At 66.1% G+C, this 22091-nt stretch carries 14 protein-coding genes; 6 read left to right on the top strand and 8 right to left on the bottom strand.

The window, feature by feature from the left end; genetic code table 11:
* The first annotated feature begins 1018 nt into the window (after positions 1-1018).
* Together KF886_04195 and KF886_04200 are read left to right on the top strand one after the other, a co-directional pair.
* Complete coding sequence (locus tag KF886_04195) at positions 1019-4516, top strand: response regulator (GenBank protein MBX3176538.1); 3498 nt, start codon at positions 1019-1021, stop codon at positions 4514-4516.
* A complete protein-coding gene (locus KF886_04200) occupies positions 4516-5994 on the top strand; it encodes a glycosyltransferase family 39 protein (protein MBX3176539.1) in 1479 nt (492 codons plus the stop codon). The genes KF886_04195 and KF886_04200 overlap by 1 nt, the downstream gene beginning before the upstream one ends.
* A gap of 13 nt (positions 5995-6007) precedes the next feature.
* On the opposite strand, the gene KF886_04205 is transcribed toward KF886_04200, so the two are convergent.
* Positions 6008-7429: a hypothetical protein gene (locus tag KF886_04205; protein ID MBX3176540.1), complete on the bottom strand. Its 1422-nt coding sequence runs from the start codon at positions 7427-7429 to the stop codon at positions 6008-6010.
* On the bottom strand, positions 7426-8097 hold the full coding sequence (locus tag KF886_04210) for a hypothetical protein (protein ID MBX3176541.1): 672 nt from the start codon (positions 8095-8097) through the stop codon (positions 7426-7428). The genes KF886_04205 and KF886_04210 overlap by 4 nt, the downstream gene beginning before the upstream one ends.
* Before the next feature lie 666 nt (positions 8098-8763).
* On the opposite strand from KF886_04210, the gene KF886_04215 reads away from it, so the two are divergent.
* Positions 8764-10827: a trypsin-like peptidase domain-containing protein gene (locus KF886_04215; GenBank protein MBX3176542.1), complete on the top strand. Its 2064-nt coding sequence runs from the start codon at positions 8764-8766 to the stop codon at positions 10825-10827.
* A 309-nt stretch (positions 10828-11136) separates the two neighbouring features.
* Here KF886_04215 and KF886_04220 read toward each other — a convergent pair whose 3' ends face one another.
* Positions 11137-12474 carry a Gfo/Idh/MocA family oxidoreductase gene (locus KF886_04220; protein ID MBX3176543.1) on the bottom strand — a complete coding sequence of 446 codons (1338 nt, stop codon included), beginning with the start codon at positions 12472-12474 and terminating at the stop codon, positions 11137-11139.
* A gap of 213 nt (positions 12475-12687) precedes the next feature.
* Positions 12688-13563: a dTDP-4-dehydrorhamnose reductase gene (rfbD, locus tag KF886_04225; protein MBX3176544.1), complete on the bottom strand. Its 876-nt coding sequence runs from the start codon at positions 13561-13563 to the stop codon at positions 12688-12690.
* A gap of 950 nt (positions 13564-14513) precedes the next feature.
* On the opposite strand from rfbD, the gene KF886_04230 reads away from it, so the two are divergent.
* Both KF886_04230 and KF886_04235 read left to right on the top strand, forming a co-directional pair.
* The gene (locus KF886_04230; protein ID MBX3176545.1) at positions 14514-15665 is read left to right on the top strand and encodes a glycosyltransferase family 4 protein; all 1152 of its coding nucleotides are present in this window, start codon (positions 14514-14516) and stop codon (positions 15663-15665) included.
* The gene (locus KF886_04235; GenBank protein MBX3176546.1) at positions 15662-17182 is read left to right on the top strand and encodes an oligosaccharide flippase family protein; all 1521 of its coding nucleotides are present in this window, start codon (positions 15662-15664) and stop codon (positions 17180-17182) included. The genes KF886_04230 and KF886_04235 overlap by 4 nt, the downstream gene beginning before the upstream one ends.
* Before the next feature lie 31 nt (positions 17183-17213).
* Here the strand turns inward: KF886_04235 and KF886_04240 are convergent, their stop codons facing one another.
* The 3 genes from KF886_04240 to KF886_04250 all read right to left on the bottom strand — a co-directional run bounded on the left by KF886_04240 (position 17214) and on the right by KF886_04250 (position 20220).
* Entirely contained in the window at positions 17214-18308 is a 1095-nt protein-coding gene (locus tag KF886_04240; GenBank protein ID MBX3176547.1) for a hypothetical protein, read from the bottom strand.
* Positions 18305-19612, bottom strand: coding sequence for an iron-containing alcohol dehydrogenase (locus tag KF886_04245; protein ID MBX3176548.1), 1308 nt, complete (start codon positions 19610-19612; stop codon positions 18305-18307). The genes KF886_04240 and KF886_04245 overlap by 4 nt, the downstream gene beginning before the upstream one ends.
* Positions 19613-19707: 95 nt before the next feature.
* Positions 19708-20220, bottom strand: coding sequence for a hypothetical protein (locus tag KF886_04250; protein ID MBX3176549.1), 513 nt, complete (start codon positions 20218-20220; stop codon positions 19708-19710).
* Between the two features lie 134 nt (positions 20221-20354).
* Between KF886_04250 and KF886_04255 the strand changes: the two genes are divergently transcribed.
* Positions 20355-21002: a hypothetical protein gene (locus KF886_04255; GenBank protein ID MBX3176550.1), complete on the top strand. Its 648-nt coding sequence runs from the start codon at positions 20355-20357 to the stop codon at positions 21000-21002.
* Here the strand turns inward: KF886_04255 and KF886_04260 are convergent.
* Positions 20909-21913, bottom strand: a complete 1005-nt coding sequence (locus KF886_04260) for a hypothetical protein (GenBank protein ID MBX3176551.1) — start codon at positions 21911-21913, stop codon at positions 20909-20911. The genes KF886_04255 and KF886_04260 overlap by 94 nt on opposite strands.
* Positions 21914-22091: the final 178 nt, after the last annotated feature.

Genomic DNA, 22091 nt, shown 5'->3' on the forward strand with positions numbered 1-22091 from the left:
GTTTCATGGTCGAAATTCTTTTCTTGCCCACGGATTACACCGATGACACGGATTGAAGCGACACCCGAACCAAACAAGAAGAAGCAGCCCGCCACCCGATCAACCCCGCTGCAATTCCGATGCTGAACAATCCGAACAGGCCACCTTGGAAACAGCACGCAGCCGCCTGCACACCCCAACGATCGAGACCATGTTCTATCCGTGTCATCCGTGTCATCCGTGGTCAAAAATCCTGATCGCGGCCAGCCGCTTCTCCCGGCGCATTCGTGTGCATTGGTGTCCATTCGTGGTCAAGGATGCGCTCTCGATCATCCACCCAATCCATCTGCGTACAAGAAATCACCCTATGCGCTCTCTGCGTACTCTGCGGTCAAAGCTTCGTCTCTCTTTCTCTTCGTGGTCTTCGTGCCCTTCGTGGTGATCAGTTCTTCGGTTGCGGCCAGAGGCTGCCCCGCGCGAATCCGCGTCCATTCGCGGTTGGAACTCGTCGAATTCCTTCTCTATCCGTGCAATCGATGTAATCCGTGGTCAAAATTCCAGATCGCGGTCAAAGGCCGCGCTGAGTCCATTCACCTCCATTCGCGATTCAATCAAATCTTTTGTGTTCTCTGTGGTCTTTGTGGCTCCCAATTCAATCCCCCCGCGCATCGACCCCGCACCCCGACTCAGATCGCCTCCTTACACACTGGCATGGAGAATTCCCCTTCAAAAAACCTCTTTCTTCGTGGTCTTCGTGCCCTTCGTGGTGATCATTTCTTCGGTCACGGCCAACAGCTGCCCCGCGTCCATTCGCGTCCATTCGCGGTTCAGCTTTCCTCCGCTCTGGTTCCCGCCAAAGGCTGCGTTGAGCTCATTCCGGCTCCATACCCGAACCGGACGCCGCCCCGGGCCCCGATGCGCAATTTGCGCGCCCCCCCCGGCTTCCGGTAACGTAAAGGCGGGTGGGATCACGGGAGCAGTGGTGTCAAAGTGGTTAGCAGTCGCTAGTGCCAACGGCAACGCGATCTGGAGTGTGTCCGTGCGCGCGCTGTACTACCGTACTTCCCAATTAACATCGCGCTCATCCGCGCGACTCGCGCCCGGCGCGCGCGGGGCCGCCGCCAGCCTTTCGCGAACGCTCCTCGTTCCGCTCGCCATCGCCTTTCTCCTCGCGGAGGAGGCCCTCGCCCAAACCACCTATCCCATTCGCCACTACACCCCGGAAAATGGACTTGCCGGCGCCGTCGTGCGCGCTATCGAGCGCACCCCCGACGGCGTGATGTGGTTCGGATGCTGGGGCCGCGGCGTCTCGTCCTACGATGGCCTGAACTGGGCCAGCTTCGGCCTCGAACAGGGCCTGCCCTCCCTTGATGTCCGCGCCCTATGCCTCGACCCCACCGGCCAGCTCTGGGCCGGGACCGCCGGCGGCATCGCCCGCTGGACCGGGGAAAACTGGGAAGCCGTCCAGACCGGCATTGAAGGCATTGACCCGGCGCCCGTGTTCACCGCGATAGCCCACACCGATGGAAGCGTTTGGTTCGGGCTGAAAGGCGGGCGGGTGCTGGTTCACGAGCCCCGGAGCGACGCCGATTCAGGTGGCCGCTGGTCCATACGGCTGGACGCCCGGCCCGAAGCCGAGCCAAGCGCCGTTCGGGCGATCTACCGGCGTTCCGGCGGCCAGATCCTGGTCGGAGGCGATTCCGTGCCGCTTTCGAGATGGCGTGATGGAGCTTGGAGCCAGGAGCCCGGCGACAATCTGCCAAAACGGATCAAGGCAATCGCCGAGACTACGGGCGGGGTGCTTTACGCGGGAAGCGACGATGGCCTGTGGCGTCGCGCGCCGGAAGAATCGGCCTGGACGCTCGTGACCGCGGGGCCCGTCGCGGCGCTCGCGCCGCTGCCGAACAACAGGCTCCTGGTCGGGCGCCGGGAGAAGGTCGTCATACGCGGCCCCGAGCGGGAGGACCCCATCGAGTTGATGAAGGACGGCACCGTTCTGCCCATCCAGGCGCTATGGAGTGGCGGAGTCCCGGAAGAGATCTGGATAGGCACGAAGCTCGGGGTCTTTCGCCTCAGTCCATTCGGCTGGACGCAATACGAAAGCTCCGGCGATGGCGCGCCCCTGGGCGGACCGGCGCTCTACGCCGATCCAGAGACGCCCGCAACAACCGTGGATGTATCGGGCAACATTCTGCGCTTCGAGGATGGCGGATGGCGCGCCGTGGGCAGGCTGCCCGAGGGCGCGTACAGCGCGATCTCTTCGGGCTCCGAACGCACCCTGTGGTTCGTAAAGGCGGGACTGGCCATTCAGTGGGATCCGGAAACGGCCACCGAAAGGCGGCGCATCGGCCTGCCGCCCGGTATCTCCCGCATTCTCCAATCCCGCGCCGGTCCGCTGTTTGCCCACGGGCCACGGAGCTTTCTACGCCACTCGGCGGATGCTTGGATCGAAACCCCGCTGAAGCCGCGCGAGCCCGTTGAGCAGCTGGCTACCGTGCTCGAGACCCGCTCCGGCCAGTTGCTCGTCTCCACCTTGATCGCGCTCGAACTGTGGGACATCGGTGCGGGCGGCGATCTCAACCGCGTCTTCCGGCACGAGTCCGAAGCCAATTTTCGCGGCTTCATCGAAGATCCCGATGGCAGCGTGCTGGTCGGAGCCAACGAGGACGGGATCTACCGCCTCCGCGACGGGGCCTTGGCCATGGAGATCCCGTTCCCCAAAGACCCCGGCGCCCGCGTCGCCACCATGCACCGCGCGCCGGACGGCAAGCTCTGGACGGGCGCCCTCGAGCTCGGGATATCCTGCTACTACAAGGGGCGCTGGCAGTGGTTCGGCCCGCGGTGGGGCTTGCCCAGCGGCGGAGTTCATGTGATCGCCTCCGATCCAGACGGCGTCGTATGGGCCGCCATGCACGATGGCCGCCTGCTCCGTTACATGCAGTCACCCGGAACGCCGCAGACGCGTATTCGCCAGGCGCCGGTTGAAATCCCCCACGACCAGCGCGCGGTCTTCCAGTTTGACGCGCGCGACCCCTGGGATGTAACCGCCCCCGAAGACCTGCTCTATTCCTGGCGCATACGCCCGGCGGACGCCGAAAACGGCGCGCCATGGGCTCCGCTTTCGAGGGAACGCAGCATAATCACCCCGCACCTGGCCAGCGGTTCCTACGTGCTCGAAGTGCGCGCGGCCGACACCGACTTCAACCTGGATCCGACGCCCGCCCAGGCCGCCTTCGCGGTCCTCCCGCCGCTCTGGGCCACTCCCGGTTTCCTCCTGCCCGTCGGGTTGCTCGCGGCGGCAAGCCTCTTCAGTGCGGCCCTGCTCTACCGGAAATACACCCAGTTACAGCTCTCGGAAGCCGACCTCCGCGAAGCAAAGGATCAGGCGGAAGCCGCCAGCCGCGCCAAGAGCCAGTTCCTCGCGCACATTTCCCATGAGATCCGGACACCGATGAACGCGATCCTTGGCCATGTGCAGGTCATGCAGGATACCGAAAACCGAACCCCCGAAGACGAAGCCAATCTCGGCATCATCGCCCGAAGCGGCGACCACCTCCTCGAACTGCTGGACAACGTGCTGGAAATGGCGCGCATCGAAGCCGGCCAGGTCGTCGTGAATCCGAGCGAGTTCGATATTCGTGAAACGGTCTCCGGGCTCATCCAGATGTTCCAGATTCCCTGCAAGTCGCGTAATCTCGTGCTGGCCAGCGAAATCGCCGATTCCGTTCCCCAATGCATCGTCGCCGACCAGGGAAAACTCCGGCAGATTCTGATCAACCTCATCGGAAACGCAATCAAGTTCACGGAAGACGGGTCGGTAACGCTCTCCGTGCGCGCGGAGGAGTCTCCCGGCGCTCCCGGCGCCCGGACGCTCGAACTCGTCGTCGTGGATACGGGCCACGGCATCGACCCCAACGCTATTGAGCGCATCTTTGAACCCTTCGAGCAGGCCGCGCCCGCGCGCAACCGTGGCGGAGCCGGGTTGGGCCTGCCCATCTGCCGGCGCCACGTGGAAGCCATGGGCGGAACTATCGAACTGACGTCGGACCCGGGACAGGGCGCCGTGGTCACCGTCCGCATTCCCGTGCGCGCCGGAACGGCGGAACATCCACAGCCGGGAGCCGCGCCCGCCCCCGAGGCCCGCCCGGCCGGCGGCCCGCCCGTCCGGGTCCTCGTGGTCGACGATATCGAAACCAACCTCAGCCTCATGGAAAAAATGCTCGCCCGGCGCGGATTTGACGTCGTGGCCGTTCCCGGCGGGGCCGAAGCGGTCGAAGAATTCACCCGGCGCCGCCCGGATCTTATCCTCATGGATCGCGCCATGCCCGGCATCGACGGCATCGAGGCGACTCGGCGCATCCGGGCGCTCGAAGGCGGCGGCGAAATTCCCATCATCTTCGTCACCGGGGGCGCACTGGACGAGGAGTGGCGCGAGATCATGGCCAGCGGCGCCACCGACGTCCTGCGCAAGCCGTTCCGCCAGGCGGAACTGTTCGCCCGGATCGCGAAGTACCTGGACACCCGGAGCGGCGTCTGATGCCGGCCGGCGTCGACGGGATGGCGGGCGAACAAGCCGGCGCACCGCGCGCCAGGGAGATTGCCGCGCTGATCGCCTGCCTGGCAGCGGGGATCGCCCTCAACCTCCGGGCCATCGGCGGCGAGGCCGCCTGGTGCGACGAAGCCCTCACCGCCGCATGCCACCCGGCGGACTCCCTCGCCGCCTACCTCGCCTGCGCCTTCGAACGCGACCCCACCATCCGCCTCGCTCCGCTATACCACCTCGTGCAGTACAACTGGTCAGCCCTCTTCGGCGGGAGCCTGCTATCGCTGCGCGCGCTGTCCGTAACGCTCTCCGCCCTGGCCATGCTCCAGCTCTATGCCTTCGCCCGCCAGATCGCGTCGCCCGCCGTCGCCCGCCTCGCCATCCTGATCGCGTCCGCATCCGTGTTCCAGGTCTATTTCGCGCAGGAAGTGCGCGTCTACGCCCTGCTGAACCTGGTCGCGCTCTGCGCCATGGCCGCGTTTCGCGCCGCGGCGCGTGGCGGCTCCGGACGCGCGCTCGCCTGGAACGCCCTCCTGAACGCCATGTTGCTGCTGACACACAGCTTCGCAGTTTTGCTCGTCGCCACCCAGGGAATCCTCATTGCCCTTGGGCTCGCCCCGCGGCGCCGCGCGCTCCGATGGCTCGGCGTCCATCTCCTGCTCGGCGCGGCCTACCCATTCTGGCTATGGGCCATTGGCTACGATTTCGGCGGCCAAACCCTCGCCTACAACGATCGCCCCGCCGGAATGCCGGAGCTCGGCGTCGCGGCGCTCCAGTTCGCCGGCGGGCGCTTCTCCAAGTGGAACCCGGCCCCCGGGCTGCCCGGCGGGATCAACCTGGAGTGGGTCCTGCTCGCCCTCGCGGGCGCCCTCGTGGCGTGGGGCCTATGGGCCAGGTCACGACGCCCCGACGCCTGGATCCTCCTCGCGTGGATGGTGTTGCCCGTGCTGCTCCTGTTCGCCGCCGCATACGTCTGGCGCCCCTGCTTCTTCCCTCGATACGTGCTCTTTTGCGCGGCGCCCCTCGCCCTCATGCTCGCCCTCGCGCTCTGCGCCATCCCCCGCGCCGCGCTGCGCCGAGTCGCCCTGGCCGCGCTCCTGGGCCTCATGCTCTGGCAGAACCTCGCCTTCCAAAGGCCCTTCCGGCCCGACTACACCGCGGCGGCCCGGATAGTCGAGGCCCAGACCAGCGATCACGCCGTCGTGCTCGCCATGAAACCCTTCAACTACATCGCGGCCGAGTACGCCTTCCGAAACGCCCCCGTGACCGTCGAGCGGCACTACGGCATGCGGGAGACCGTCGCCGCCGCCATTGCGCACGCGCGCGCCGGAACTGCCGTGTGGGCCGTGTTCCATCAGTGGGACGACCCCGGGGCCTTCGAAGATCCCGTCGCCGGGGCCGGTCTCATAGCGCGGCGCACAACGCTCGGCGGCGCGCCGCCCCTGGACCTCTACGAAATCCGGCGTCCGTAGCGCGGCGCCCCGGCTACTCCGTCACCCGAACCCGCGCGCCGCCCCCGCGCTTGTACAGCACCTGGTCCGCGCGCAACACCTCCGGCCGTTGCTCGAAAATCGCCTCGAAACCCGGGAAACGCTCCACCGGCTGGTTGCGCTCGTCATACTTGTTAATCAGGTGCATCGTGAGCAGCAGGCGCGCAATCTGGTGCTGGCGCCGATCGCCGTAAAAAATGCCGAAACCGTGCCGGCACGCGTGCGCAAGCACATCGCCGCACGCCTCCGGGCGCGCCGCGTCCGCCGCCGACCACGCAAACAGGTCCATGCCGTCGCTCTCTTCCACCTCTTCCTGGTGGTGCGCGTCATAATCCGCCGCGAACCGTTCGTACAGCGAAACCACCCGGTCAAACCACACGAAAATCGCGCGGTAGCCCTCTTCCTGAAGGTCCACTATGATGCGCGCGTCGTCGATCGAGCCGATCGACTGCGTCGCCATGTAGTGCTCCCGATCCTCGTTGGAATCCGGCACCATCCGCACCCGCATCTTCTCCTGCGGGTCCCCGCAGTTGAAGCTCTCCAGCACCGTCGATACCTCGATCTTCGCCTGCGCGATCAGGCTCGCGTCCACCAGCATTCGCCCCGTAAGCGCGTCCAGCCCCACCGCCCGCTCCAGCGCCGGATCCGGCGCAAACAGATCGATACGCCAGTCAAACCACATGTCGTGGAAGATCGACAACAACTGCGCGCCGCAACCGTCCACCCGCCCGCGCCAGCAGGCGCGCGTCAATTCCGAAAAACGCTTCTCGAAGTGGCCGCGCGTCCGCCGGAACACCTTGTGCGCAAGCACGTGGCGAACCACCAGCATCCGGTCGATCAGCGTCTGCGCGCTGGCCTCCGGACACCCCGCGCACTGCATATACTGCTTGGCCCAGAACCCCCGCCACTCCCGCAGCTGCCGCGCCATCACGCTCCGGGGCGGGCGGCGCAGCGCGTCCAGCGCGCCGCGGCTCACCGCCGCCTGGTTGAGCACCGGGGCCAGCTCCTCGCGGAACTCCTTCGGATTGTCCGCGTACAGCAGCAGCACATCCTCCCGCGGATCGTACAGGTACGACTGGTTCATGTCGCTGATGAGCACATACGGCAGGTTCAGGGCGCGCAGCCCGTTCACCAGCAGCCGTGTCATCCGGCAGAAATCCAGGCCGCGCTCCACCAGCACCGCCGGCGGCTCAAGCTTACCCGGGCGCACAAAAACCGCCGCCACCGTCGCGCCCGAGGCCGCGCGCAACAGAAACGGCACGGAACCGGTGGACTCCACCGTGTCCCCCGGAGAAAAGGGCAGGGGAAGCTCCCACCCAAGCACGCGCAGAAAGTGGCGCGCGCAGTCCTGGAGATCCAGCTCGGGCGATTGCCACGCTTCACACAAAGCCGCGAGTTCGGCGCCGGTGTCCCTCATGGTATTCCGTCTCCCTTCGTCACACTATAGCCACTTGCCTCTATACGCCGCCAGATCACATCGTCCCGGCGGCCCAACAGATCCACGCCATCCACTAGAAACGGCTGGAGCGCTGCATTCTTTTCACCCAACCACGCCACAAACGTGGCGCTCGCCACCACCTCCACCGTATACGGCGGCGCCTCCACCTGACCCGATTGGCCCGCCTTCAACACCACAAGCACACGCGACGCACCGGCGTTCAGAAACGCCAGACGGATCGCCGGATTCACCGCAAGCCGGCTCCGAAGCCGGTCAAAATCGCTCCCCGCCTTTAAGATAATATCGCGCAATTCCGGGTACAACGGAAAATCCATGTCCACCTGGTGGTACGTGCGATTCCCTTCCACATGCCGAAACAAGAACCCAATGCTCACCAGGCGCTCCAGTTCCCGTTGTACCGCGCGTATCGCCAGGCCCGTCGCCTGCTCCAGCTGACGCTGGTAATAGGCGCGCAACGGATCAATCAAAAAGATACGGAGGATCACCACCCGCGCATTCGACGCGAAGAGAGTCGATAGAGTCTTTTCAGTATCTAATTGACTACTAAATACAGTCATTTGCGCGAGATCAGCATTAGCATACACCAAAAACGTCGTAAGAAACTCCCATAACGTGAAGCTAATCATACATCAAGAACCACAAAAATACAAGATATTGTTTTGAATGATCATTTTAGTATCTTTTATGTATACATCTGGTAGTCAGAAGCAACCAAATCGGCTCCAACATTCGCCCAGGGGGACTGGCTCCCGCGAAAAAACCACCCCGGCCGCGAAAGCGCCACCAACCACCCCCAAAATCGCGGGTGCCTGTACCCGCCCCCGGCAGGGGGACTGGCTCCCGCGAAGTATCCACCCCAGCCGCGAAAGCGCCACCAACCACCCCAAAATCGCGGGTGCCTGTACCCGCCCCCAGCAGGGGGACTGGCTCCCGCGAAAAAAACACCCCAGCCGCGAAAGCGCGCCAACCACCCCCAAAATCGCGGGTGCCTGTACCCGCCCCAGCAGGGGGACTGGCTCCCGCGAAAAAACCACCCCAGCCGCGAAAGCGCTACCAACCACCCCCAGAAATCGCGGGTGCCTGTACCCGCCCCAGCAGGGGGACTGGCTCCCGCGAAAAATCCACCCCGGCCGCGAAAGCGCACCAACCACCCCAAAATCGCGGGTGCCTGTACCCGCTCCAAGGGACCCGCTCCCCACCACCTCCCCCCAAAAAACCACCCCCTTGACATTTTCGCGCCCCGCAACGCATCATTTTTTCAGCAGAAGCAGCGACAGCGGGGAATCCAGGCCATGTCACAGGACCCAAGGTTAATTGCCGAAGCGCGCGCCTTGCTCGCGTGCATCCAGGTCACCCGCGATCCCGTCGAACAGAACCGGCTCTGGAACCGCTACTACCGCCTCTCCGACAGCGTCTTCCCCGAGGCCGCGGCCCTGCGCAAGCGCTACCGGAGCCTCCAGGGCGACGCCCGGCGGCGATTCAAGACCGAATACATGGAACTCGTCCGCCGCCTCTGGCGCGCCATGGACCCTGCCGCCGCCTACGAAGGCCCCCTGACGGAGGAGGAAGTCGCCGCGTCCCTCCAGAACCCGCGCGCAAAGCGCCCGCCCGACTACACGCCGCGTACAGCCCGCCGCGGTTCAGCGCCCGCGCTTCGATGGGCCGCGCTGCTCATGCTCCTCGCCGCGCTCGCGGGCGGCGGAATCTGGGCCTGGCAACAGGCGCTCGACCGCGCCGCGCAACCGTCTCCGCCCGTTGCCGCGCAAATACGCCTGCCCGCCGCGCTGCTCGAAGTGCCCGAAGGCGACCCCGCGCCGCCCATCGCAACGCCCGAGGCGTCCCCCGCCCTCCCGGACGAAATCCCCGAGCCCCTCGACGAAATCCCCGAAGCCCGCATCGAAGCCGAGGTCAACGCCGACATCCAGCCCGTGTTCACGCCCATGCCCGATGCGCTGCGCGGCCGCGGCGACCGCCTTTCCAGCCCCGGCGGCGATTTTGAAGATGTATACATCATCGAAGGAAAATCGCAGTATTACGTTCGCCTCCCCGAAACCGGCGGCGTCTCTACGGTCCGGCACGAGGGCGCATCGCTCCAACTCAGTGACGACGCGGCGGCGCGCGACGAACTCCTGGCCCTGTGGAAGGAAAACCGCGAGGCCATCGCCCGCGCGGAGGCCCTCCGCGAAGAAGAAAAGCTCGCGCGGATGGCCGCCGCGCACAAGGCCCTCGAGCATCAGCGCGCGGCCCGCAAGCGGGATCAGGAAGCGGCCGCCTGGCGCGCCCGCGCGGCCGACTGGGCCGCGCTCGCGCCCGGGCAGCGACACACCGCCCGCGTCCGCGCGCACAGCGACTGGCGGGCGATTCAGGGGGACGCCGAGCGGCTGCGCGATCTTTACACCAACATCGCCCGCACCTACGAATACATTGGCGTGGCCGACGCCCGCATGGCCGAGTTAAACCAGGCCTACCGGCGGCTCGCGCGCGATTTCGGTCCGAATATGGACGTGGAGGGCGCGCTGCTCGTCTACGGTTGGGACCGCGAAGACATCCTCAAGCAGCTCGCCGAGTGGGAGCGCGAGTACTACCGCCTTGAGGCGCGGGTCAACGAGAAATATCCGGAATACGAAGCCCGCGTCAACGAAATCGCCCGGCTCGACGAGGCCCTTCCCGAAGACATTCGCGCCGCCGAAGAAGCCGGCTCCTGGGATGCCGGGCCCGCCGGGCCGGGAACCAGCGTCGGCACCGGGTTCATCGTCGCGAAAGGCCATATCCTCACCTGCGCCCATGTCGTCCGGGGCGGGGGGGCCATACGCGTAACCGACACCGGCGGCAACGTCCACGAAGCGCGCATTGTCGCCACCGACGCCGCCAACGACTGGTGCCTGCTGGAAGTCTCCAGCATCCAGGGCGATCCCATCCCCATGGCCCCCGGCACGCCCAATGTCGGCGCAACCATCTACTGCCTCGGCTATCCCCTCGGCGGCATCCGTGACAACAACGACCCCATCGTCGGCAGCGGCAACATCGCCGCAACCAGCCGCATCGACGGCGACCAGCGCTTTCTCCAGATCACCGCGCCCATCAACCCGGGCAACTCCGGCGGCCCCGTACTCGACCAGCAGGGGCGCTGGGTCGGCGTCGTATCGCAAAAACTCAACGACCTCCACAGCCTTCAGACCTCGCAGTCCGTCGCGCAAGGCCTCAACTACGCCCTGAAATCCTCCCACATCGACCCGCTGATTCGAACTCTCAGCCCCGTCAACCTCGCGCGCGGCGGCGGAGGCCACGGAACCATATCCCTCGAACAAATCACAAAAACCGCCTCCCCCTCGATCGTAAAAATCGAAGTGCAATAGCGGCAGGCGTTTCGCCACCCGGAAGCCAAACCAGCACAGGCCCGAACGGAAGCCCCGCCCCTCTAAGCCGACCCCAATCTGACGGCGAACGCCAACGTGGGATAAGCGTCCACGCTTGTCATGCAGCCAGCCCAATTCTCCACAGCACCGTACCCCCAACCGATCCCCTGAGACACCGCGCACACGGACTCAGGCATCCCGCCCGCAGCGCCTCAAGCCGAAACCACCCCAATCACCACCAACCACCCAAAACAAAAACCCCCGGCGCAAATCCCGCACCGGGGGCCTGTTATCGCTCTATCAACCGCCTCAGACGGTCCACGGCGCGCGGTAGTCGCGCGTGAGCCACGCCTTCTCGCCGCCGCGCCACGCGAAGCGCATCCGCTTCGGCTTCCACTTGATCGTCTCGCGGTTATAATACGCCTGGTTCATCAGGTGGCAGCAGATCGCCGTGCGCCCGCCCACAATCTCGTTCGTGATCGGCTTTGTCCGCGCCTGCACGCAGTCAATGAAGTCCTTGATGTGGTTCGTGCTGCGGTACAGCTTCACCTTCGGATCCGACAGGTATTCCTTGTCCACAAACACGATCGCCTGTTCGAGCGACCCGCCATCCTCCCGGCTCGTGAAGCCCGCAATCTTCTCGCCGCCGCGCCAGAACTCGAAGCGCCCGCGGTTGACCTTCACCTCGCCTTCGGACCCGTGGAAGTGCGCGCCGAACCCGCTCTCCACGTGCGTCACCTCGATCCCGTTGCGGTAGCGCATCACCGCGCCATACTGCGCATTCGGATCCTCCGGCGGCGTCACGCGCACCGGCCCGCTGTCGTCCATGTCCAGGCCCCACTGCGCGATGTCCAGGTGGTGCGCGCCCCAGTCGCACACCATGCCGCCGCCATACTCCTTATACAGCCGCCACATCGGGAAGTGGTCGTGCAGCCCGCGCGGGCTGAGCACGGAATTGTAAGGGCGCATCGGCCCCGGCCCGATCCAGCGGTCCCAGTCGAGCCCCGGCTCCATCGGCTCTTCCGGCAGGTCGCACGGGATCCCCGGCGTTCCGAAATTGCAATCCACGTGGCTGATCTTGCCGATCGCGCCATTGCGCACCAGCTCGCACGCCACCCGGAACTCTTCCATCGAACGCTGCATCGATCCCGTCTGCAACACCCGGCCGTATTTCTCCACCGCCTCGATGATCGCCACCGATTCGTGGACATTGTGCGTCAGCGGCTTCTCGCAATACACATCCTTGCCCGACTTCAGCGCCTCGATAACCTGGATCGCGTGCCAGTGATCCGGCGTCGCGATGCACACCGCGTCGATATCGTCGCGCGCGATGAGCTCCATGAAATCATTGTACGCCGCGCATTCCGGCGCGCCCGCTTCCGGGTTGCCCGTGTAATATTCGTTAACCCGCGCCTGCGCGGCCTCGCGGCGCGTCGTGTCCACGTCGCACACCGCCAACGTGCGGCACGCGGGATGGCGCAGGAAATTCTCCATGAGATGCTTGTTCTGCTTGCCCATCCCGATGAAGCCCAGGCCGATGCGCGCGTTTGGCTTTACCTCGGCGGCCCGAATACTGGAAGGGAGGATGAAGGGCGCCGCCGAAAGGGCGGTCGCGGCCTTCAAAAAGGTTCTGCGGCTGGTCTTCATGTGCGTTTCCTTGTTGGCGCGGGGAGCGCGCGGGCCCCGATCGGGGCATGCCGCCGGGATCGCTATCCGTGGCATATGCGGTGGATGGCCTTCCCGGTGATCGCGGCGCGATACGCCTCCCCAGTTGCGTGTCGTGTTGCATCGCCCCGCATTTAAGCAGACCCGTCCCGGCGAGTCAAACCGGCGCGAACGGGCCACCGGGACCGCGGATCGTCACTCCGCCGCGACCTCCGCCAGATAGGCCTTCAGTGCCTCGCGCCAAGGCGGCATGATGTCCAGCCCCTGCGCGCGGGCGTGCGCATTGTCCAGCACCGAATACGCCGGGCGGCGCACGGGCGACTGAAACTCGGCGGACGTCGTGGGAACCAGGTTCGTCTCCGTCCCCGTTTCCTCAAAGATGGCCCGTGCAAAATCAAACCAGGAGCACGATCCCTGGCACGTCGCGTGGTACGTTCCGGGCGCGCCCCGTTCCGCCAGCAGCCGCATCTGCCGAGCCAGCGCCAGCGTATAGGTCGGCGTCGTGATCTCGTCCGTGACCACCTTGACCTCCGGCCGCGTGGACGACAGGTGCAGCATCGTGCCGATGAAATTGCGGCCCCCCTTCGCCCGGCACGCCGACTTACCATAGATCGCCGCCGTCCGCACGACCAGGTGGTCGTCCAGCACCGACGCGATCAGGTGCTCGCCCGCAAGCTTGCTCGCCGCATACACGCTCAGCGGGCGCGGGCAGTCCTCCTCCACAAAGGGGCGCGCGCCGCCATCGCCAAAAACGTAATCCGTGCTCACATGCACCAGCCGCGCGCCCGCCGCCGCGCACGCAACCGCCACGTTGCGCGCGCCCGCCGCGTTCACCGCGAACGCCAGGCCCGGCTCCTGTTCGCACTGGGGAACATTGTGCGCCGCGGCGCAATTGAACACCACATCCGGCTTGACGGCCTCCACGATCAGCGCGCGCGTCGCCGCCGCGTCCGTAATGTCGAGGTGGTGGAAGTCCCCATCGAGATCCGCGCGGTGCAGCGTAACATCCGAAAAAACCCCGCACAGATCCTGGCCAAGCTGGCCTTCGGCGCCAAGTACAAGAACATTCACGCTACGCGTTTCCTTGCCCGTCGGGCGTCGGCGCCGGGAATACGGCGCGGATCAGGTAGTGGGGGGGAGCCTTCCAACTGCTGCCGCGAGTATGCCACAGCCTCTCAAGGACCGGCAACCACAACCCACGCAATCCCAGGGGAACCGTCCGAGCATCGGCATCAGAGGCGCACCGTTCCACCATGCGCCGAGCCACCCTCCACGAATACAGGCAAGATTCTTCTGCGTTCTATGCGCTCTTTGCGGTTCCACAATCACCCCAATCCTTCAACGACCGCCAACGTGGCTTAGCCTTCCAGGCTGAGACAGCGCAAGCGGCGCCATCGAAGGGCCCATCAACGCCACGAACGCACCCTCGGAATCCCACGACAAATCAATCATTCCTTCATTCGTGTCCATTCGCGACTGGAACCCATCGAATCCCGTCTCAATCCGTGCAATCAGTGTAATCCGTGGTCAAAATTCCAGATCTCGGACAAAGGCCGCGCGGAATTCATTCGTCGTTCAAACAAGTCTTTTGTGTTCTCTGTGCTCTTTGTGGCTCCCGATCCAATCCCCCCGCGCATCAACCCCGCACCCCGACTCGGATCAATTCCATATACCTTGGCATGGCCCCCCTTCAAAACCTTCTTCTCTTCGTGGCCTTCGTGCCCTTCGTGGTGATGATTTCTTTGGTCGCGGCCAGAGGCCGGTCTAAGAAAACCGTGCCACGCACCGTCAACGCCGCCAACGCACCCTCGGAATCCCACCACGAACCCATCCTTTCTTCATTCGTGTCCATTCGCGTTCATTCGCGGTTCAACAAATCTCTTATGTTCCCTCTGCTCCCAGTGGCCCCCGATCCGATCCCCCGCGCGCCGCGCGCGTTGACCCCACGCCCCGCCGTGCTATACTTCCGCCAGTTCCAACCCCATTACCCCCACAACCCATGAGCGGAAGGTCCCCGCGTCGTGTCCCTCTCCATTGCCGCGGATTTAAGCTGCCTCGCCTCGCGCCCCATGACCGGCGTCGGCTACTACACCCGCCATCTCTTCGAGTCTCTGCTGCGCGATCAGCCCGGCGTCGACCTGCGCGTCCTGGTCTCCGCCGCGAGGCCCCTCCCGCCGGACCTCGCCGCCTGGCGCCAACGCGCGGCCCGCTACCGCGCCCTGCGCTTCCCAACGCGCTGGAAAAACGCCCTCTGGACAGGACCCGAATGGCCCCCGATGTCCGCGTTGCTCGGCCATACCGATATCGTGCACGGCGCCTTCCACCTCCTGCCGCCGTCGCGTTCCGCCATGCGCGTAGTAACCGTCTTCGACCTGGCCGGGATGCGGCGCGAGAACGTGCACGAGGACGCCGCACTCGCCCTGCACCGCCGCCTCCTCGAACACGCCGCGCCCCGCGCCGGCGCGATCATCGCTATCTCCCACAGCGGCCGCGCGGACGTCATCGAACTGCTCGGCGCGGATCCCGATCGCGTTCACGTCGTTCCCGGCGGGGTCGATCTCGCCGAGTTCGACGCGCCGCTGGACGAGGCGATGCTGGCCGCCCTCAAGGCGCGCCTCGGCATCGATCGCCCCTACCTCATCCACCTGGGGACGCTGGAGCCCCGAAAGAACCTCCCCCGCCTGATCCAGGCCTATGCCCGCCTGCGCGAGCGCCATCCCGATATGCCGCAACTCGTGCTCGCCGGCGGCAAGGGTTGGATGTACGGCCCCATATTCGCCGCGATCGAAGCCAACAAACTCGCGGGCGCCGTAATTTGGACGGACTACCTCCCGCGCGCGGAAGCCGTCACGCTCCTCCGCGGCGCGCTCGGCTGCGCCTATCCATCGCTCTACGAGGGCTTCGGCCTGCCCGCCCTGGAAGCCATGGCCGCGCGCGTTCCCGTCCTCGCCTCGGACGTATCCTCGCTGCCCGAGGTGGTGGGGGAGACCGGCATCCTCGTGGACCCCGTCTCGGAGGAACGCCTCGTGGATGGGCTGGAGCGGCTCGTATTCGACGAAACCGGCCGCGCCGCCCGCATCGCCGCGGCGCGCGCCCGCGCGGAAACCATGACCTGGACCCACAGCGCGCAGGCCCTCCTGGCGGCCTACCGCGCCGTGCTGGATCGCCCATGAGCCGCACGGAGTCCAGCGAAGGACGCCTCGCCCGCGAAACCGCACGCGTCGGCGTCAATGTCGGCATCCTGTTCGCCGCCCGAATCATCGGCATGGCCATGGCCCTCGTCCAAAGCGGGATCGTCTTTCGCGCGCTCTCCCTCGAGGGGCAGGGAGAGTTCGGAGCCGCCCTCGGCTTCGCCTCCGCCTTCACCGTCCCCGCCACCTTCGGAATCCAGCGCCTGCTCGTCCGCGATATCGCGCGAAACCGCGCCATCGCCTGGGACTACGTCTGGACCGGCGTCGTGGCCACCGGCGGCCTGTCCGCCGCATGCCTCGCCGCGATCTGGCTCCTGCGGATGGGCTCCAGCCTCCAGTCCGCCGCCTTCTGGGCCGGCCTCTGGGTCGTGTTTTTCTGGGCCGTGCAGCAGCCCTTCGAATCGCTGCTCATGGCCTACGAGCGCCTCGGACGTATCGCCGCCATGAACGTCGTCGTGGGCGCGCTCAAACTCCTCGCCGTCTACCTCCTGCTCGACTTCCCCGATACCGCAACCGGCGGCGTCGGCGATCCCGTCCATACCGCCACCGCCGCCCGCGCCCATGCCGTCATCGCGCTCGCCCACGGCGCCGGGCTCCTGATCTGCATCGCCCTGGCCATCCAGACCGGCGGCTGGCAGCGCCCGCACCTCCGGCCCCGCGCCGCCCTGGCCCAGATCCGCGCTTCCATGCCATTCGCCGCTGCCATGCTCTTCAGCTGGGTCTACTTCAAGTCCGACATCGTCCTGCTCGAGTGGTTTCGCGGTGCGCGGGAAGCCGGCATCTACGCCCCGCCCCAGCGCCTCATGGAGCCCCTGCTTATGGTCGCGTCCCTCTGGGGAACCGCCGTATTCCCCGCGCTCTGCCGCCTGTCGCACACCGACGAGGCGCACTATGACCACCTCAAGGCCACCTCCCTCCGGCTCGCGCTGCTGCTGGCCTGCCCCATCGGAATGGGCGTGGCCGTCCTCGCCCATCCCATCATGCTCCTCCTGACGGGCGACGAGGCGAACGCCGCCGAATCCGCGCGGGTCCTGCAGCTACTTACCCTCGTCGTGCCGCTCTTCTACTTCAACGGCATCGGCCAGGAATTGCTCTACGCCGCCGGGCGAAACGCCTACACCGTCGCGAGCCTCGCTGCCGCCGCGGCCGTCAGCCTTGCCCTGAATCTCGTCGCCATCCCGCGCTACGGCCTCCTGGGGCTCGTCGCCGTCGCGATCGCCGCGAACTTCACCGTCAGCGCCTGCTACTGGTACGGCATGCGCCGCGACCTGGCCCGGGCGCGCCTCGCCGGCCTCATTCTTCGCTCGCTCTTCGCCTGCGCCATGATGGGGGCCGTGGCCTGGTGGCTCGCCGCCTGGAGCCTCCTGCTCGCGGTCACCGGTGGAGCCGCGGTCTACTTCGCCCTGCACGCCGTTCTCGGCACGCTCGACGCGGACGAACGCGCCATGTTCCGGCACGCCGTCGAGGCGCTCGCGCAGCGTTTCCAGCGCCGCCGGTAAGCACAGCCCGGACCGGACGAGTTCGGCGGCCTCAGTCGCGGTCAAGTCCCGGGCGCTGCGGCGGGGTGGGGCGTTTCGGTCGGTTTGGACCCTGGGGCCGCGCGGGCCGCTCCACGGAAGGGCGTTCCGGTCGTTCTATCCGCGGTCGTTCCACGCGACGCCGGATCTCCCCAATGGGATCGTCTACCTTGAGCGGTGGCAGTTCGGGCGGATCCCCCGGCGGCGGCCACGGTCCCGTCACGTCATCGGGCGCCGAGTCCACCAGATCCGCCAGATGCTGCCGCAATTGCTCGGGATTCTCCAGCAGCCGCGTAATAAACGGCCCATACTCCCGGGCCAGTTCACCGTCCCGCTGGATAAGCCGCTGCCAGTACCGGATCCACGGCGCGGCCTGTTCATTCTCCACAAGATTCAGGTTGCGCAGGTGCCAGAGCCAATACTGCGATGGCTGGCGGTACAGGCGGGCGTCCAGGTTGCTTTGCGCCCCGCCTCCCCCGTCCACCAGCTCCGCCAGTGCGCGCCACCACGGAAAAATGGCCTGGTGCACGCCCGGCGACTGCGCCAGCGCGTCGTAGGCCTCGAAAAGCGCGCGCGTCCAGTCCCGCTCCCGTACGAAAGTGTCATACGCGGGCGTCAGCGCCTCGGGCAGCGGGCGCAGGCCCCGCGGATCTTTCAGAAAGCGCAACGCGATATCCGGGTTCGCACGGAGGTATTGCAGCGCCGGCGCAAGTTCCGGTCGGTGGCGCGCCTGATCCATTTCCGTCCGGATCACGTGCTCCACGGCCTTCCGCAGGGCCGGCGCTTCCGACATGGCGCGGTAAAACGCGTCAAAGCGGAGTTGTGCGGTCGCGTTCCCCGCCAGCGCCTCATCGAAGCGCGCAGCGACCGCGCGCAGGGCCGGGGCGCGGCTCGCCTCCCACCACCCCGTCTCGCTTTCCGCCAGATCCGGCCGCCCCGCAAGCGATCGCAGGTAGCCCAGGTGCTGCGCGCGGAACTCGGGCTGCGCGCCAAGCAGACGCGTTAACGATTCGGGTATCGCCAGCGAGTCGGGGACGGGCGGGCGCGGCGCGGATCCATCGTCAAGCGGAGCCGCCAGCAGGATGCATAGCGCCCAGAACCCGCTCACCCCAGGCCGAGCTCCGCCGCCAGGTCCAGAATCGTGAAGCGATTGCGGAGGTACCGCGATCGCGCAAGCGCGTTGTCATATTCCACCCGCGAAATCGAGAGATCATCCGGCGTGACCGGCCCGCCGCACGCGCGGATGCACTCCGAAACGACGCCGGCGGGCTGCAACTCCCGCGCCGTTTCGTTTCGAAGCCGATCATGCATCGATTGAAACGCCGCAATCTCCCGCAGAAAGGCCTCGCGATCCAGGCGCTTCTCGCGCCACTGCTGCAACACCTCGCGTCCCACCTGGTCTCCCCAGTCCTCCAAAATGACCGCCTCGATATCCGTCTCGGCGGGCTGGGCCTCCCAGAGCGCCTCCGCGTCCAGCAGGCGGGGATCCAGCGCAAGCACGCGCTCCCAAAGGTCCAGCGTGTGTATCGTGGCCACGCCCACCTGCGCCCCGTGCAGGTCCTGGCCCGTATCGTAAAGCGCGTGTTTCATGTCGAGATAGTGCGAGATCAGGTGTTCGCCGCCCGATGCCGGCGCGGACGATCCCGCAATCACCATCCCGAAGCCGCTCAGCAGCAGCGCCTCCATCACCAGCTGAACCCCCTCCGGCTCCCCCTGGCCGATGGCCTCCACTTCGTCGAAAATACGCTCCTGGATCCCTTCATTGAACTCCCGGGGCCGATCGCAATAGTACCCGCCCCGGAGCAGGTGCGCCGCGCGCCAGTCCGCCGCCGAAGAGCACTTCGAAAGAAAATCCGCGACCCCCGCCGCCGTCATCCGCTGCGGCGCCGTCGCCACCACCTCCGGATCGGTAAACACGCCCAGCGCCGGGCGGCACGGCAGCGTGCGCTTCAGCCCGTGCACCTTCAGCGCCACAATCGCCGACGTGTAGCCGTTCATCGAGGCCGCCGTCGGGTAGAGGAGCACGGGCTTATCCTGCTTGCTGCCCGCGTCCTTCGCCAGATCCGAAAGCGATCCCGACCCCACGACCACGTAGAAATCCTGGTGCTGGCCGGACGCCGCCACGATATCCGCCTGCTCCTGCGTCGCCTCCAGCGGATCCGCCGGGTACGTCTTGTCCTTTACCCGCACACCCGCGTTGAAAAGCGCCGCGTGCACCTGTTCCCCCGCCGCGTCCAGCGTGTTCTCGTCCGCCACAAGCAGGCACGTATCCCCGCAACGCTCCCGGGCGAATTCCGCCAGCCGCCGCGCCGCGCCCGGGCCGACCGTGCAACGCTCGATGGGGAGCGCGTGGCGTTCCCCGCAGCGGCAGTCAAATGCGGTTCCGAGGCTGTGCCATCCGAGGGTTTCCATGTGGCGGGTGTTCTCCGGCGGGTTGGTGCGGGCGTAGTATAACAGAAAAAGGCGGGCATAGTTCCGGCCTGGAACAGCCCGCCCCGAAACCCGATTTACTCGAGCGGATCAATGCCGTTCGTCTTACGGAGCGTCTCGATCTTCTTGAGCTTGCGCCATAAGGTGTTCCGGCCTATCCCCAGCACCCGCGCCGCTTTCGCCTGGTTATTCTTGCACCGGCGCAACACCGCGAGAATATGCTGCGATTCCACCTCTTCCAGGCGCTGAAGCCCGGTTTCACGGGCGGCGGAGACCGGTCGCTCCCCCGCGATCGCGTTCAAGGCGCGCTGGACCATTATTCCGGCCTCGCCCGGTTGGAACGGGAGAAATATATAACCATAAACCCCCTCGCGCATCGCCGCCACCGCGCGGCCAATTTCCTCCGACGTGCTCAATACCAGCACAATCGTGTCCGGGCCAACACGCCCCGGAGCCCGTTCTATGTCGTCCGTGATCAGCAGCGAGGCCCCCGCATCCCCATCCACGGTGCGGTGTCCTTCAAGCTCCAGCATCGCCTTCAGGGTGAGACGGTTCGCCGGATCGCCAATGTGTAGTCCAATGAGCGCCATACCTTGAGGCTACACGGAAACGCGCAGAAAGTCCAGCCCCCTGCGGCCCGGTGTACAGAGAGATGAATTGGCCATGAATCGAGTAATATACTATCGGCGTAACCCCGCCCCCTGGATGCCTGGAGCCTCCCCTGATGAAGATCGATAACCCAAGTTCCATGTTGGACCACTTTCTGCGACAGACTCGCGTGCACCACGTCCAATTGAGCGCCATGGCCGACGTAAAGGCCAACATGATGCTCACCGTCGCCTCCGTCGTGCTCACCTTCTCCGTCGGATACCTGACCGACCCCGCATTCCAGTGGGCCGCCTTGATCCTCATCCTGTTCTGCATGGGCACGATTATCGCCGCCATATACACCACCATGCCGCGCGGCGTGACCCCGCCCAAGGGACCCAGGGGTGACATTGCCCGGGATCCGAAGGGGAATCCCCTCTTTTTCGGCACCTTTATCCACCTCTCCTACGAAGAATACTGCGAGTTCATCGAGCATGCCATCAACAACCCGGACGAGTCGGTCGAGCTGATGGTCCGCGAAATCTACACCCTCGGACACTTCCTGGCCTACCGGAAGTACCGCTACCTGCGCTGGGCCTACATGCTCTTCCTGGCCGGCCTGCTGATCAGCGGCTTCGTGCAGGCCCTCTGCGTCACCCTCCAGAATCTCGGCTACGAGATCTGGTTCATTCACCTCGCCCCCCCGCCCGATTCCGGCGCGGCCGGCGGCCTGGCCGAGGGGCCCGCATTGCCGGCCGCCGCCAGCGGAACCAGCACCAGGTAGAGCGGCCACGCAAACCGCCCGCTCATGAACGCCGCCACGGCGCTCCACCCAAACAGCGCGATCATCGGGACCGCGAGCGCCGTCAATACGTGGCGCGTGGCTGGCGGCAGTTCGCCCCGGCGGCGAATTCCCGGCCACGCAAGGATCAGGATGGGAACCAGGGTAAGCAGCACCGTGGCCCACGAGACCGGCCGCGCCAGGTTCGCCCCAAGCCGCTCCCAGCTGGGATACCAGACGTACGGGTGGAGATCCGAGAACCACCACCGCGCCCCGGCCGCCGCCGCAAGCGTCGCGATCGTAATGCCGGTCGCGGCGGGCCAGCATCGGAATTCCCGCCGCAACGCAAGATGGATCCACACCGCCGGAAGCGCGATCAGCGCCGTCTCCCGAACCCAGACCCCGCCCGCGACCACCACCCCCAGCAATAGATACCGCCGCGTCGCCAGTGCCAGCGCCGCCGCAGCCAGTACAAGTAACCCCGCCGAGTCCGTCAGCACCGCGCTGCCGTAATTGAACGTGGGGAAGGAGCACGCCATCACCAGCAGGCCCCGTTGCTGCTCCGCCCGGCCAAACCCCAGCGCGGCCAGATACCGCTGGATGCACACCATCGCCAGCAATAAACTCCCAAGGCTGCACAGCGCCAGCGCCGTATCCGGCGGCAATACCGGCATCCGCGACGCCAGCCACGGCAAGGCCCAGCGGAAAGCGAAAGGCGGCTGGAGCGCCTCCCGAGACACTTCGCCCCCGAAGTACTGCGCCAGCGCAACATAATGCGCGGAATCAGGCGTCGTATGCGCAAAACGCGGAAGCGCCAGCACCGCCGCCAGAACCAGCGGAGCCCATCCGGGCAGCGCCGGTAGCGACCCATTCAAGCCTCGAAAGAACGAAAAGCCGCCTTCCGCCGCAAACAATCCCCGCAACCATGAACGAACACGGATTCCCACAATTCAGATCTCGCCTTGGAACGCACGAAACAAACAAACAACGAACATAGTGTCCCATGCTTCGGGCGCCAGGGGAAAGCGCGGCGCATCCCATCGCGATAATCTCGCAACCAAAATCGTCCCTCCGCCGAAGGCGCAACAGTAG

The organism is Candidatus Hydrogenedentota bacterium (assembly GCA_019637335.1).
GTDB lineage: Bacteria > Hydrogenedentota > Hydrogenedentia > Hydrogenedentales > JAEUWI01 > JAEUWI01.

Bases quoted from the DNA above. Each gene is read 5' to 3' on its own strand.
- KF886_04250 (MBX3176549.1), bottom strand. From the start codon at position 20,220: ATGGCGCTCATTGGACTACACATTGGCGATCCGGCGAACCGTCTCACC.
- KF886_04200 (MBX3176539.1), top strand. From the start codon at position 4,516: ATGCCGGCCGGCGTCGACGGGATGGCGGGCGAACAAGCCGGCGCACCG.
- KF886_04220 (MBX3176543.1), bottom strand. From the start codon at position 12,474: ATGAAGACCAGCCGCAGAACCTTTTTGAAGGCCGCGACCGCCCTTTCG.
- KF886_04235 (MBX3176546.1), top strand. From the start codon at position 15,662: ATGAGCCGCACGGAGTCCAGCGAAGGACGCCTCGCCCGCGAAACCGCA.
- KF886_04215 (MBX3176542.1), top strand. From the start codon at position 8,764: ATGTCACAGGACCCAAGGTTAATTGCCGAAGCGCGCGCCTTGCTCGCG.
- KF886_04210 (MBX3176541.1), bottom strand. From the start codon at position 8,097: ATGATTAGCTTCACGTTATGGGAGTTTCTTACGACGTTTTTGGTGTAT.
- KF886_04245 (MBX3176548.1), bottom strand. From the start codon at position 19,612: ATGGAAACCCTCGGATGGCACAGCCTCGGAACCGCATTTGACTGCCGC.
- KF886_04205 (MBX3176540.1), bottom strand. From the start codon at position 7,429: ATGAGGGACACCGGCGCCGAACTCGCGGCTTTGTGTGAAGCGTGGCAA.
- KF886_04255 (MBX3176550.1), top strand. From the start codon at position 20,355: ATGAAGATCGATAACCCAAGTTCCATGTTGGACCACTTTCTGCGACAG.